Source organism: Lachnoanaerobaculum gingivalis (assembly GCF_003862475.1).
GTDB classification, from domain to species: domain Bacteria; phylum Bacillota; class Clostridia; order Lachnospirales; family Lachnospiraceae; genus Lachnoanaerobaculum; species Lachnoanaerobaculum gingivalis.
The window spans coordinates 53332-68581 of record NZ_RRCO01000007.1 but is presented as its reverse complement, the minus strand read 5'-3'; the positions used below and the strand labels follow the sequence as shown (position 1 = coordinate 68581).

Below are 15250 nucleotides of genomic sequence, written 5' to 3'. Positions count from 1 at the left end.
TATGGGAATACTAAAAAATAGAATACGAACATTTTTTAGCAAGCCACAGAATGTCATTTTACTTATATTTGGAATAATGCTTACATTCAGTACTGTGGCACCTGTTATAGCTATAATAAAAGATACTCTTCAGATACATCCGGGAACTATTGATCAACATCTTACAGGTAAGGCATCAGGTTATAGTATTGTAAATTATACAGACTTATTTACAAGTAAGCTTGCAATGTCAAATCTCTGGAAACCACTTTTAAATACAATGCTTCTGGCGGTTCTGACATGTATTATTTCAATTCTTTATGGTGGTTTTTTCGCGTTTCTGATTACTAGAACTAATATGAAATTCAAGAAATACCTGAGTTCAATTTTCATTTTTCCATATATTATGCCACAGTGGACATTGGCAGTTGTATGGCAAAATATGTTCAACTCAAATGCTGTGCTTGGCACATCGGACGGATTGATTGCTTCACTCACAGGAATAACATTTCCAAAGTGGTGGTGTCAGGGACTATTTCCAAGTGCGGTAGTACTGGGACTTCACTATGCACCGTTTGCTTATATTATGATTGGTGGAATTTTCAAAAACATGGATACCAATCTTGAAGAGGCCGCTACGATACTTGATACACCTAAGTGGAAGATTATGACAATGATTACATTGCCTATGATCACACCTGCTATACTTAATACTATTTTGCTGGTATTCGGTTCAGCTATGGGTTCATATCCGGTACCACATTACCTAGGACTTACAACACTTTCAACCAAATATATCTCTTTGAATAGTAAATACACAGGTGAGGCAAGTATACTGGCAATCATTATGATGGTATTTGGTATAATGATACTTGGAATAAATCAGCTATCGCTAAGAAGTAGAAAGAACTATACAACAGTTACAGGAAAATCCGGTCAGCTGTCTAAGATAAATATAGGAAAGATAGGGAAATATGTGGTAGGAGCTGTATTTGCAGTATTGACTTTCTTTACAAGTATATGGCCTATTATGCTTTTTGCACTTGAGACTTTCCTTCCAAACCCTGGAGATTACAGTTTCCTCTATACGCATGACTTTAGTAATCTGACTACAAAGTGGTGGCTGACAAGTGAAAATGTTACAGAAAATGGACTCTACGGTCAGTTTGGTATACTTCATAATCCTACTATCTGGAAGGCATTCTGGGGTACACTACTTTTAGCATTTGCATGTGCAGCTATTGCAGGAACTATCGGTACTTTGATAGGCTATGCTGTAGCAAAGAATAGAAGATCAAAATGGGCAGCCTATGTTAACAATATGGCATTCCTTCCGTATTTGATGCCATCTATAGCAGTGGGTGCTGCGTTTTTTATATTGTTTTCAAATGAACATATCAATTTGTTCAATACATATTATCTGCTGATTATAGCAGGTGTTATAAAATACATTCCGTTTGCGAGCAGGGCTTCTCTAAACTCAATGCTTCAAATCAGTAATGAGCTTGAGGAAGCCGCTATAATTCAAAATACAGGATGGTTTAAGAGAATGGTGAGAATAATCATACCGATTCAGAAATCTTCTATTATAAGTGGATTCAGCTTACCTTTCATGACCTGCCTCAGAGAGTTGTCATTATTCCTCTTACTTTGTACACAGGGCTTTATATTGTCAACTACGCTTGATTACTTTGATGAAATGGGACTGTATGCATTTTCAAGTGCTATAAACTTAATTTTGATTGTAACTATACTTTTCTTTAATACATTGGCAGATAAACTTACAGGCTCAAGCCTGGACAATGGAATAGGAGGTTGATATGCCGACAATTACATTAACTAATATTACCAAAAGATGGAAAAACTATTTTGGTGTGGACAATTTGAGTCTTGAGATACCTGACAATTCATTTATTACATTACTTGGACCTTCAGGTTGTGGAAAGACAACTATTCTTCGTATGATTGCAGGTTTGGAAACACCTACCGAGGGAAGAATCACTATAGGTGATAATGTAGTATTTGACAGCGAGAAGGGCATTAATGTACCGGCAAACAAGAGAAGAGTAGGATTCTTGTTTCAAAACTACGCTCTCTGGCCCAATATGACTGTTTATCAGAATATAATGTTCGGCTTAAAGAATATCAAAGAAGAACTTCCGGTAATAGATGTGGAAGCAAAAAGACATACAGATATTATAAGAGCATTACAAAACGGTAAGAGAATAAAGGCTGAAGTACTGGATTGCTGTGATAAAAATGGCAAACTTGATAATAACAGAGCCTATGTAAAGCTTATAGATGCCTTTGAACTTTCAATATTCAGTGCTAAGACTGTATTTGAGCTAAAAATTCATGAAAGCGATAACCCTGAAGAGGCTGCAAATAAGTTTAAAGCAGAATATGAACAGAAGCTATCTGCAATTTTAGATGCTCACAAGGCAAAGGGTGAAGAGATAAATAAAGATTTTGAGGTTGTAAAGTCAGGCAATGTTGTAAGAGAGGTTCGCAAGCTTACTGATGAGGAAATGGATTCAAGACTCCGCCAGGTTGCAAGAATTGTAAAAATCGGTATGTTTATGGACAGATATCCGGCCGAACTCTCAGGTGGTCAGCAGCAAAGAGTTGCCATTGCCAGAACACTTGCACCAAGACCACAGGTTTTATTTATGGATGAGCCGCTTTCAAACCTTGATGCAAAGCTTAGACTTGAGATGCGTTATGAACTTCAAAGACTTCATGTGGAGACAGGAAGTACATTTGTTTATGTTACACATGATCAGATGGAGGCAATGACTCTTGCGACTCAGATATGTTTAGTGGAAAATGGTGTATTGCAGCAGTATGCACCTCCGCTTGAGGTTTACAGAAGACCTGAAAATCTGTTTGTTGCCGATTTCGTTGGAAATCCGTCTATTAATTTTGTAGAGGCAAGAGGAAATCAGCAAGAAGATGGAAGTATTTCTCTAGATATCCTTGGTGGTGTAAAGGTAAAGCTTGTTACAAATGAGAATGTAAAACTTTCTGAGTGGTTTGAAAAAAGAGACATTGATGCCGCAAAGAAGCAGGAACTTCGCAAGGAGCTTATGAAGGGTAAGCACTATGTGGAGAAGGCAAACAAGGATGAGGTGTTTAAGTATCATATAGCCAAGGTTATGGAAGAGGACAGCAGTATACAAAGTGAGCCTGTTGTAAGCAATGAGGACTTTGTACTTGCAATAAGACCTGAGGCTATAGGTATAACATCAGGAGAAGGACTTCATACAACCATATACGGTGCGATGCCTACAGGTATGGAAAGCACACTGAAATTAAGATTCGGAGATTACCTTTTGACCGGTGTAATATTTGGAAATACAGCATATAAGATAGGTGAGAATGTAAGTATCAATATAAATGGAGATGATATACTGTTATTTGATCGCAAATCTGGAATGAGAGTCGCAACAGGACATCTAGTTTTAGAGAATGCTTAAATATTGTTAGTAATTTTGCTTATAACTATGGCTGTAAAGATGGGCTTGTAAAGATTTTTATTTAAATTTTACTTAATTGTTTTAGCACATCAAAAATCATTTGACAAATATAGATCATTGCAAGTATACTTGTTAATGCACAGCCGGGAAGATAGCGGTGTCCTGTACCTACAATCCGCTTTAGTAGGGGTGATGTCTTGCCTAGGGTGTTCATTTGCTTGGCAGTCTGGAGTAAGTGGTGTTGAAGCGGGGGTCCCCACGCAATGGAAACTTTCGAACCGTGTCAGGACAGGAATGTAGCAGCACTAAGGAAGACCTTTCATGTGCCGTGAGATAGCCGCCGCAGAGCTAACTGCTTTTGCAACGCTTGTGAATGGCATTCGAAGCAAGACGTGCATATAAAAGGGCATTATTAAGAAATCTGTTTTTAGATTTTTTGATAATGCTCTTTGCATTTTTATAATTAGAATTTGTTAATTCCATGACAAGACTATTGAAAAATTTTTTTTATTAATATAAAATGATGTAGATATTTATATATGTATATTCTTACCGAGATATACTATATAAATTATATAAAGAGAAAAAGAGTAGATCCGTTTTTTAAAATAGGAGGAAATATATGGCAATAAAAACTATAGGTGTTTTGACAAGTGGTGGTGATGCACCGGGAATGAATGCGGCTATCAGAGCGGTAGTCAGAACAGCAATACATAACGGAATAAATGTAAAGGGAATCATGAGAGGTTATGCAGGACTTTTACAGGAAGAGATAGTGGATATGGACAGCACCAGCGTGTCTGAAATCATTCACAGAGGCGGTACAATACTTTATACTGCAAGATGTCAGGAGTTTACTACAGCGGAGGGACAAAAAAAGGGCGCTGAAATCTGTAGAAAACATGGTATAGACGGAGTTGTCGTCATAGGTGGTGACGGATCGTTCCAAGGTGCCGGAAAGCTTTCAGCACTCGGAATCAATACTATAGGAATACCGGGAACTATAGACCTTGATATAGCATGTACAGACTATACAATAGGATTTGATACTGCGGTAAATACTGCAATGGAAGCTATTGATAAGGTAAGAGATACTTCCACATCACATGAGAGATGTTCAATAATCGAGGTAATGGGTAGAAATGCAGGATATATTGCACTTTGGTGCGGATTTGCAAACGGTGCCGAGGATGTGCTTTTACCTGAGAGATATGACGGAAACGAGCAGGTGTTGATAGACAGAATCATTGAAAACAGAAAACGTGGAAAAAAGCATCATATCATAATCAATGCCGAGGGAATCGGACATTCAACTTCCATGGCAAAGAGAATAGAAGCTGCTACAGGAATTGAGACAAGAGCTACAATCCTCGGTTACATGCAAAGAGGTGGTGCGCCTACATGTAAGGACAGAGTTTATGCGTCAATTATGGGCGCAAAGGCTGTAGAGCTTTTATTGGCCGGTAAGTCAAACAGACTTGTTGCATACAAAAACGGTGAGTATGTTGACTTTGATATTCAGGAAGCATTGGCAATGACTAAGGATATACCGGAAGATCAATTCAGAATAAGCAAGCTTTTGGTAAGATAATATGCCTGAAATGATGGACGGATATAATTACGATTGGACAAACAGTGAAAATATGGTGCTATGTGGTGCCAGCTCATATGTTCAGAAGTATTATTTCAATGAAAAGTTCAAGCTTTTGCCGGATGAGATAAAAAATGAACTCAAAATAATGTGTGTGTCTTTTGCCGAAGAGGCGGGAGGCATACTTACCATGGAGTTTGATAAGTTCGGAAATTTGAGCTTTTGTGTTAGAGTTGATGATGCCGATTTTTATTTTGACGAGATAGAGAGCGGCTTGAAGATAAGTTTATACCAAAGAAAAAAAGAAGAGCTTTTGTCGCAGCTGGAATTGTTTTATAAAGTGGTGATATTGGGAGAGAGTGCAGAATAATATGCTTGAAAGAATATCATATTATATAAAAAAATATGAGAGTGTAATACTGTATCTTATTTTCGGTGTGCTGACCACTCTCGTAAATTTTGCGGCATATCATATTTGCTATACAAAACTTCAATTTCCGAACTTGGTATCCAATACAATTGCATGGATATTATCCGTTCTTTTTGCCTTTATAACAAATAAAATATGGGTATTTAAAAGTAAAAGCTTCGAGTTTTCAAAACTGGCGGTTGAACTGTCAGGTTTTATTACAGCGAGATTGTTTACAGGTTTTTTGGACACGGCGATTATGTTTGTTGGAGTGGACTTATTAAAGAGAAACTGGATAATTGCAAAAATAGTTTCAAGTGTGGTCGTAGTTATACTTAATTATATTTTTTCAAAGCTGTTTATTTTTAGAAAGAATAAGGAATAATGCTAAAAGATTTTAAAATCGGAAATATAAATATAGAAGGCGGTTTGTGCCTAGGACCAATGGCAGGTGTAAGTGACTTGCCATTTCGTCATTTATGCAAAGAAATGGGAGCTTCACTTCTCGTTACAGAGATGGTGAGTGCAAAGGCTATCTATTTTAAAAACAAAAACACGGAACCACTTATGAAAATAGATAAAGGGGAACATCCTGTTGCGTTGCAGCTTTTCGGATCGGATCCTGATATAATTGCACAGATGGCCGCAAGTATAGAGGAAAGAGACTTTGATATATTCGACTTCAATATGGGTTGTCCTGTGCCTAAGATAGTAAATAACGGTGAAGGCTCGGCGCTTATGAAAAATCCGAAACTTGTAGAGGAGATACTCACAAAGCTTGTAAAGAGTGTAAAAAAGCCTATTACATTAAAGATAAGAAAAGGTTTCAATGACGACAATATCAATGCGGTTGAAATTGCTAAAATAGCTGAAGCGGCAGGGGTAAGTGCTGTTGCCGTACATGCCAGAACCAGAGAACAGTATTATTCGGGTAAGGCTGATTGGAGCATTATAAAGGCCGTAAAGTCAGAGCTTGATATTCCTGTAATTGGAAACGGAGATGTGGTAGACGGAAAAAGTGCAAAAGAAATGTATGAGTATACGGGCTGTGACGGAATAATGATTGCCAGAGCGGCAAGAGGAAATCCATGGATATTCAAAGAGATCAGAGGATATTTGAACGGGGAAAGTATAGAAAGGCCTACAAAAGATGAAGTTATAGATATGATACTTAAACATTGCAGACTGCAAATGCAATATGATGATGAAATTATGGCCATAAGAAAGATGAGAAAGCATGTTGCATGGTACACTCATGGTATGAAGGGCTCATCGGCATTAAGGGATAGGGTAAATCATATTGAAAAATACGATGAACTTGAAAGTCTGCTAAGGTCTGTATAAAAGATTTTATCTCTTAATATAAAATTATAAATACATATATTAAAAGTATGCTACAATAGTATCGGAGTGAGAGGTATTGGAGGAGATATGAATACAAAGGAACAGTATAAACGAATTGTAAAATTCGGTTCGGCGGCTATCATATTGCTAATAGAAATAGGGCTTTATTGGGCGCTATGGTATTTTCATCTGAATACTATTATAGAAGTAAGATTCTGGAGAAGAGGAATCTGGCTGCTGGCTGCAATGTATGGGGCATTGTTATTTTTCTTTTTACAAACATATGGCGGATTGAAAATAGGCTATTTAAAAAGGGGAAATATAATTTATTCTCATATTCTGTCTCTTTTGATAGCCAATGTAATAGGATATATTATACTTGCGTTGGTGGATAAAAGATTTCATGCACCGACATCATTTATAATTTTAACTCTTATAGATGCCGCATTGGTATGTGCCTGGGTTTTTTTATTTCAGTGGATATACAGTGTGCTCTTTCCGCCAAGAAGGCTTCTTGTAGTCTATGGAAACAGACCTGTATTTTCCATAATGGAAAAAATAGGTGCCAGAGATGACAAGTATATAATCGGCGGAGTAATAAGTACCAAAGTAGGTATTGATGAAATAATGAAAAGAGCGGAGGAGTTTGAAGGTATGGTTGTAGGAGATATACCTTCACATGATAGAAACCTGCTTTTAAAGAAATGCTATGATGCAGGTATCAGAGTATATATGATACCTAAGATAAGTGATATCTTGATCAGAACCTCCACAAATTTGAATCTTTTCGATACACCTATACTTCTTTCAAGAAATGAAGGACTTCAGGCCGATCAGATGCTTGTAAAGAGAATTATAGATGTTGTAGTCAGTGTAATAGGTATAATAATTACAATGCCTCTATTTGTTATTTTCGGTGCGGCAATACATCTTACAGACAGAGGTCCGATTTTTTATAAGCAGACCAGACTTACTCTTGACGGAAAGCTCTTTGAAATATATAAGTTCAGGACCATGAGAGAGGATGCGGAAAAAGACGGTATAGCAAGACTTGCAGGAGAAGATGATGACAGAATCACTGCAGTCGGAAAGATTTTAAGAGCCACCAGATTTGACGAACTTCCACAGCTTTTTAATATAATAAAGGGAGAGATGAGTCTTGTAGGTCCAAGGCCTGAGAGGCCGGAGATTGCCGCAGGGTATATGGAAGAGCTGCCGGAGTTTTCAATGAGACTTAAAATGAAGGCGGGACTCACAGGGTATGCGCAGGTTCACGGTAAGTATAATACAACACCTTATGATAAATTAAAGCTTGATCTACACTACATAAGAAATTACAGTATATGGATGGATCTTATATTGATAGTTTTGACACCTAAAGTTTTATTTATGAAGGAGTCTACAGAAGGCGTAGGTGAAGGTGAAATTACTGCAAACAGTAAGGATAAATAATATATTAAAGCAGGATGCATAATTAGTGCAATCCTGCCTTTTTTATGTTACAATCATATTACATGGCAGATATTCTATTTTTCAAAAAAATCAATAAGTATTTTATATTCTTAGTTTTTATGTCTTAATTTTAATTCCCTTTATATCATTGTTGACAAATAAAAGAGAAGCATATACAATAAAACAAGAACATACATTCGATGGAGGTTGTTATGAAGAAGGAAAAAAGTTCCAAAGCAGCACAACAGGTTAAAAGAGTAATGGAAAAAAGTGAGAAACAGGCGGCGCTTGAGTCTGCCTTGACACAGATAGAGAAAGCATACGGTAAGGGTTCAGTGATGAAACTTGGAGACGGAAATACAAATATGTTTGTAGAGACCATTCCAACAGGTTCACTGGGACTTGATATAGCATTAGGTGTAGGCGGCATTCCGAAGGGAAGAATTATAGAGGTATACGGACCGGAGTCATCAGGTAAGACAACAGTAGCACTTCATATGGTTGCAGAAGCTCAGAAGCTTGGCGGTATTGCGGCATTTATAGATGCGGAGCATGCACTTGATCCTGCTTATGCTGAGAAGATAGGTGTAAATATAAACGAGCTTTATGTATCACAGCCTGATAACGGAGAGCAGGCCCTTGAAATTACCGAGACAATGGTAAGATCCGGTGCTATTGATATTATAATAGTCGACTCTGTAGCGGCACTTGTACCAAAGGGCGAGATAGAAGGCGATATGGGAGATTCTCATATGGGCTTGCAGGCAAGACTTATGAGCCAGGGACTCAGAAAGCTTACAGGTATAGTAAGCAAGAGCAATTGTATAGTTATATTTATCAACCAGCTCAGAGATAAGATAGGTGTAATGTTTGGAAGCCCTGAGACCACCACTGGAGGTAGAGCTTTAAAATTCTATGCATCTGTAAGACTTGATGTAAGAAAAGTTGAGCAGATAAAGCAGGGTGGTGATATCATAGGAACCAAGACCAGAATAAAGGTCGTTAAAAACAAAGTGGCACCTCCATTTAAAGAGGCGGAGTTTGACATAATGTACGGACTGGGTATATCAAAGTCGGGAGAGATACTTGACCTGGCGGTTGCAAGTGACGTCGTGGAAAAAGGTGGTGCATGGTACTCCTATGAAGGAAATAAAATAGGTCAGGGAAGAGAAAATGCCAAGACCTTCCTTATGGAAAATCCTGAAATTTGTCAGAGAATAGAAGAACAGATCAGAGAAAAATTTGTACAGGAAGACGAAAAAAGCGACAAAACTTTAGATTATGACTCTGTAGATGATGATGAAGAGTTTGACGGTTCACTCATAGATGATGATGCGGATGAAGCAACAGGAATAGAGCTTGAGGAAGAAGATTGATTGTAAGTGAAATTATCCCTCTGAACACTAAAAAAAGTAAAGTTATATTTCAAGATGGAGAAAGCCTAGGATTGTACAATGGAGAGATCAGAAGACTAGATATCACTGTAGGAAAAGAGATAGATGAAGAGGAATATTATACTACCATCTATCCTGTTTTAAAAAAGAGAGCTTTTGCAAGACTGATGCATATACTTGAGAAATCCTTCAAGTCGGAAAATGATATAGTAAAAAAGCTGAAGCTCTCGTTTTATCCTGAAGAGGCCGTCAAAGAGGCTATAGAAAAGGCAAAAAAATTCGGCTACATAGATGATGACAGATATGCCGAGCGATATATCAATACATATAAAGATAAGTACAGCAAAATGAAATTGAAATATAAGCTGCTGGAAAAAGGCATAAAAAAGGAGATTATAGATAACGCCTTGGAATCATTTACAGTAGATGAAGAGCCTATGATAAAAAAGCTTCTTAATAAAAAACATTATTTTGAAACTGAGGAAACTGATAAAAAACAAAAGATAATTGCATCTATAATGAGACAGGGATTCAAATATCAAAAAATAAAAGATGTAATAAAAGACACTTCTATGAGTTAGAGACACTCAAGGAAGTGTCTTTTTTGTGAGATTATTAGCATATAACGCTAGTTAAATAACAAACATATTTGTTAAATAAAATACTTTTCAGAAAAGTATTACAAAATTTATAAAAAAAGTATATAATGCATGTATAAAGTTCGTATCAAATAAATATAAAGATATGTGCTCTTATTATTTCATGAAATATACAATTTAAAATCTATATATGTAATTCATTTACATATATTAATCTACCGGTAAAACGGTGAAATAATTCTAGGAGTAAGAGGTATGAGTAGATTAGAAATAGTCTCCCCAAGTAGAGCCAGAATTGTTATGGAGGAGCTATACAAAAATTTGGAAAGAAGAATCGAGGCATCTCCTCCGGGGCTTTGCCCGGTTGATATGTCCAGAGCTTTTCTGGAGTTGGCTCACGCTCAGACTTGTGGTAAATGTGTTCCATGCAGAATCGGATTAGGACAGCTTGAAAAGCTGATCGAGAACGTGCTTGACGGTAAGGGAAGTATGGCTTCTTTGAAGCTGATGGAGAAGACGGCCCTCAGTATTATGGAATCGGCAGATTGTGCCATAGGCTATGAAGCGGCAAATATGGTTTACAAAGGTATTATAGGATATAGAGATGACTATATAGAACATATAGCACATGGCAGATGTACATGCTCATACAATCAGCCTGTACCTTGTGTAAACTTATGTCCTGCACAGGTGGATATACCGGGATATATTGCTCTTATAAAGGAAGGCAGATATGCAGACTCTGTAAGATTGATAAGGAAAGATAATCCTTTCCCTACTACTTGCGGATTTATTTGCGAGCATCCTTGTGAGGCAAGATGTAGAAGAAATATGGTGGACGACTCTATAAATATTCGTGGTTTAAAGAGAGTTGCGGCAGATTTTGCAGGAGAAGTCGATCCTCCAAAATGTGCTCCGTCCACAGGTAAGAAAGTTGCAATACTCGGTGGTGGACCGGGTGGACTTAGTGCGGCTTATTTCCTACAGCTTATGGGACATCAGACAACAGTATATGAGATGTTGCCTGAGCTTGGAGGTATGTTAAGGTACGGTATTCCGAATTACAGACTACCGAAGAACAGACTTGATGATGATATCAAGGCTATTTTAAAGACAGGTGTGAAAGTTAAGCATGGTCTCAAGATTGGAGAAGATATTTCAATTGACGACTTGAGAAATGCTTTTGATGCGGTGCTTATAACTATAGGCGCAAGTACAGATAAGAAACTGGGACTTGAGCATGAAGACGCAAACGGCGTGGTATCTGCTGTAGAGTTCCTGCGTGATGTAGGAAAGAATATTATAAAAGATCTTACAGGTAAGAATGTTTGTATAATCGGTGGCGGAAATGTATCCATGGATGCGGTCAGAACTGCAAAGAGAATGGGTGCGAAGAAAGTAAGTATTGCATACAGAAGAAGAGTTGCCGATATGACAGCTTTACCTGCCGAGATAGAGGCTGCGGTTGCAGAGGGTGTTGAGTTAAGAACTTTGATGGCACCATCCGCTATAGATGTTGATGAGAACAATAATATAAAGGGTATATATGTAAAACCTCAGATGATCAGCTCTATTAAAGACGGAAGAGCAAGTGTAAAGGCTACAGGTGAGGAAGATGTTTATATCCCTTGCGACATACTTGTAGTTGCAATCGGTCAAAATATAGAGACAAAGCATTTTGAGGAAGCGGGAATCCCTGTATCTAACGGAAAGATCATTACAGATTCTACCGGCGCATTTAAAGAGATGCTTGGTGTATTTGCAGGAGGAGACTGTGCAAGCGGACCTTCTACAGTTATAAAGGCAATCGGTGCGGCAAAGGTGGTAGCGGCAAATATTGATGAATATTTGGGATATCATCATGAAATAAGTGTAGATGTGGTAATACCTGAGGCCGGTCTTGAGGACAAGAGCCCTTGTGGTAGAGTAGAGCTTACAGAAAGAGAAGCTTGTGAAAGAGTTCTCGATTTTGAAGGCGTTGAAAATTGCATGACAGAAAAAGAAGCAAAACAAGAGGCGGGAAGATGTTTAAGATGCGACCACTTCGGCTTCGGTATTTTCAAAGGAGGTAGGGAGAGTATATGGTAAACTTAACTATTGATAATGTACCTGTTTCCGTAAAAGAAAATACTACTATTATGGAAGCGGCGGCGAGTATAGATATTAATATTCCGAAACTGTGTTTCTTGAAGAATTTGAATGAAATAGCGGCATGTAGAGTATGTGTTGTTGAATTAAAGGGTAAAGAGAAACTTATCACATCATGTAATAATGTATGTGAAGAGGGTATGGAGATCTTTACAAACAGTAAAAAAGTAATCAGAGACAGAAGAAAGACTGTTGAGCTGATACTTTCACAGCATGATAACAGATGTGTTATATGTGCTAAGAGCGGCAACTGTTCACTTCAAAAAGTTGCCAATGACTTAAATATACTTGAGATACCATTTGCTGTTGAACTTGAAAAACAGCCTTGGAATAAGAATTTCCCTCTTATCAGAGATTCATCAAAATGTATTAAATGCATGAGATGTATACAGGTTTGTGATAAGATGCAGACTTTAAGTGTTTGGGATCTTCACGGTACAGGAGCAAGAACTACAGTAAACGTAACCGGATATAAAAAGATTGAAGAAGCCGACTGTTCACTTTGCGGACAGTGTATAACACATTGTCCTGTAGGTGCACTTAGCGAAAGAGATGATACTTCAAAGTTCTGGGAAGCTATTGCCGATCCTGAAAAGACAGTTGTTGTCCAGATTGCACCTGCTGTAAGAACGGCATGGGGTGAAGTGTTCGGGCTTAAGGATAAGGATGCAACTGTAGGAAAGATCGTTGATGCATTAAAGAAGATGGGTGCAGACTATGTGTTTGATACCTCATTCTCAGCAGACTTGACAATTATGGAAGAGGCAAATGAGTTTGTACACAGATACACAAGCGGACTTATCGGTGACAGACCTATGTTTACATCATGTTGTCCGGGCTGGGTAAGATTTGTAAAATCACAATATCCGAGAATGACAAAATCACTTTCAACAGCCAAGTCTCCACAGCAGATGTTCGGTGCTGTAATGAAGTCTTATTTTGCTGAAAAAATAGGTGTAAAACCTGAGAACATGGTATCTGTTTCTATAATGCCTTGTGTAGCTAAAAAGGGCGAAAGAGAAATGGAACTCTTCCATGGTGAATATGCAGGTCATGATGTGGATATTGCTCTTACAACAAGAGAACTTACACGTATGATAAGAGCTTCTCATATAGATCCTAAGAGTCTTGAGGATGTAGTAGCCGACAGACCGATGGGTGACTATTCGGGAGCCGGTGTAATATTCGGTGCTACCGGAGGAGTAATGGAGGCGGCACTCAGAACCGCATACAGCATAATAAAGAAAGAAAATCCGCCGGCAGATGCATTTAAGCCTGTAAGAAGTAAGGCATTCCAGGAGAATGACGGAACTGTAGAGGCTAAGTTTAATATTGATGATATTGAATTGAATATTGCTGTAGTGAGCGGACTCGGTAACACCAGAAAGTTGCTTAACAAGATTGAACGCGGTGAAGCAAAGTATGATTTTGTAGAAGTTATGGCTTGCCCGGGAGGCTGCGTAGGCGGTGGCGGACAACCTGTAAAAGATGGCTATGAGCTTGCATTTAACAGAGGAAAGAAGCTTTATTTCCTGGATGAGAACTCCGAGATAAGATACTCACATGAGAACAAAGATATTATTGCACTGTATGACGAGTATTTCCATAAACCTCTTTCACATAAGGCACATGAGCTTTTACATGTACACGAGTAATGTTTTTATAATAAAATTGTTTTGAAATTGTGATTTACTATCGGTACGAGTGCGTTAAATAAATTTATTTTCTAAGGAAGTGTTTTTACATTTCCTTAGAATTTTTGTATATAGTATTATTAAAATGGAGCTTAGAGTATGTTGTTTAATATCTTTGGCAAAAGAAAGTCTGATTGGAAACTTGATATTGACGGAGTAGAAAAGGGCGAATGTACAGTAGAAGATGTTAAAATAGATAATGTTGATGTCTATAGAGAACTTGTAAAGACCATATCGGATAATGAAGATTTTTTACAAAATATGGACAGTTGTTTTTGTCATCCGAGAGAGTACTTTAAAGATAATGCGGACAGGTATGATGAGAGGGGTATTACAAGCAGAGATGCTATAGATACCTTTGTTTGGATTGCCCTAGCGGATGAGATGATTGAGAGCGGGTTAGCAATAGAGCTTGATTGGAAAGAAGAAAAAGATGAATTTTTATCAAGTATAGAAGAATTGGCAAAAGAGAATAATCTTATTGTGGATGAGGTTATGCTTGATGATGAAGGGGATATTCCGTCTTGGTGTAAAGAGTTGGACAATAGATGGATGAAAGACGGGTATTGTGTATCATGCATTGATATAGACAGCGACAGTTATGTATTATTTGTATGTAAAACGGATAAGTTAAAGAGTTTAACAGAACTTGCCAAGAGTATAAATCACAGGATCGACTTTGCCCAAAATATGTAGTTTATTGATTTGCCGAAAATGTGCTAAAAAACTTTAAAAAAGTTATTGACAAGATAAGAGTTATTCTTGTATAATGTCTAGGCATTGCGAAAGCAAATGAGGAGAAGTACTCAAGAGGCCGAAGAGGCGCCCCTGCTAAGGGTGTAGGTCGGGCGACCGGCGCGAGGGTTCAAATCCCTCCTTCTCCGCTTCTTGTCAAAGAAGTTTAAAAATATTCTTGACAAGATAACATAGATATGATAATATATCAAAGTTGCTCCTAAAGAGCAAAAGCTTAAAGAAATCTCAAAAATAACTTAAAAAAGTTGTTGACAAGATGAAATGAGCTTGATATAATAGCTAAGCTGTTTCAAACGGTGAAGCAACATGAACCTTGATAATTTAAGATTAAACAGTACACACAACCCTGAAAAAATTCTAAATCAAAATGATTAAGAAGTTTCAGAAAAACAACGTTTAGATTCGAAT

Annotated in this window: 12 protein-coding genes, 1 tRNA gene and 1 other RNA gene; all 14 read left to right on the top strand. The window is 37.6% G+C overall.

Features of this window, described 5'->3' with window-relative positions; translation table 11 throughout:
- The first annotated feature begins 1 nt into the window (after position 1).
- Positions 2–1798 (top strand): ABC transporter permease, encoded by a 1797-nt coding sequence (locus tag EHV10_RS13225; protein WP_128675052.1) that lies wholly within the window; start codon positions 2–4, stop codon positions 1796–1798.
- Position 1799: 1 nt separating this feature from the next.
- A complete protein-coding gene (locus EHV10_RS13220; protein WP_128675051.1) occupies positions 1800–3455 on the top strand; it encodes an ABC transporter ATP-binding protein in 1656 nt (551 codons plus the stop codon).
- A 135-nt stretch (positions 3456–3590) separates the two neighbouring features.
- Positions 3591–3853: signal recognition particle sRNA large type (ffs, locus tag EHV10_RS13215), an RNA gene on the top strand.
- Between the two features lie 224 nt (positions 3854–4077).
- On the top strand, positions 4078–5046 hold the full coding sequence (pfkA, locus tag EHV10_RS13210; protein ID WP_128675050.1) for a 6-phosphofructokinase: 969 nt from the start codon (positions 4078–4080) through the stop codon (positions 5044–5046).
- Between the two features lies 1 nt (position 5047).
- Complete coding sequence (locus EHV10_RS13205; RefSeq protein ID WP_128675049.1) at positions 5048–5416, top strand: DUF6145 family protein; 369 nt, start codon at positions 5048–5050, stop codon at positions 5414–5416.
- A gap of 1 nt (position 5417) precedes the next feature.
- Positions 5418–5840, top strand: a complete 423-nt coding sequence (locus EHV10_RS13200; protein WP_128675048.1) for a GtrA family protein — start codon at positions 5418–5420, stop codon at positions 5838–5840.
- Positions 5840–6799, top strand: a complete 960-nt coding sequence (gene dusB, locus EHV10_RS13195) for a tRNA dihydrouridine synthase DusB (RefSeq protein ID WP_128675047.1) — start codon at positions 5840–5842, stop codon at positions 6797–6799. The genes EHV10_RS13200 and dusB overlap by 1 nt, the downstream gene beginning before the upstream one ends.
- An 87-nt stretch (positions 6800–6886) precedes the next feature.
- A complete protein-coding gene (locus EHV10_RS13190) occupies positions 6887–8251 on the top strand; it encodes an exopolysaccharide biosynthesis polyprenyl glycosylphosphotransferase (protein WP_128675046.1) in 1365 nt (454 codons plus the stop codon).
- 260 nt (positions 8252–8511) lie between these two features.
- Complete coding sequence (gene recA / locus EHV10_RS13185; protein ID WP_243116150.1) at positions 8512–9627, top strand: recombinase RecA; 1116 nt, start codon at positions 8512–8514, stop codon at positions 9625–9627.
- Positions 9624–10226, top strand: a complete 603-nt coding sequence (locus EHV10_RS13180) for a regulatory protein RecX (RefSeq protein WP_128675044.1) — start codon at positions 9624–9626, stop codon at positions 10224–10226. The genes recA and EHV10_RS13180 overlap by 4 nt, the downstream gene beginning before the upstream one ends.
- Before the next feature lie 273 nt (positions 10227–10499).
- On the top strand, positions 10500–12332 hold the full coding sequence (locus EHV10_RS13175; RefSeq protein ID WP_128675043.1) for an NAD(P)-binding protein: 1833 nt from the start codon (positions 10500–10502) through the stop codon (positions 12330–12332).
- Entirely contained in the window at positions 12326–14047 is a 1722-nt protein-coding gene (locus EHV10_RS13170; RefSeq protein ID WP_128675042.1) for a [FeFe] hydrogenase, group A, read from the top strand. The genes EHV10_RS13175 and EHV10_RS13170 overlap by 7 nt, the downstream gene beginning before the upstream one ends.
- Before the next feature lie 138 nt (positions 14048–14185).
- Positions 14186–14782, top strand: a complete 597-nt coding sequence (locus tag EHV10_RS13165; RefSeq protein ID WP_128675041.1) for a DUF6630 family protein — start codon at positions 14186–14188, stop codon at positions 14780–14782.
- Positions 14783–14882: 100 nt separating this feature from the next.
- Positions 14883–14970: transfer RNA gene (locus tag EHV10_RS13160), tRNA-Ser, on the top strand.
- Positions 14971–15250 lie beyond the last annotated feature (280 nt).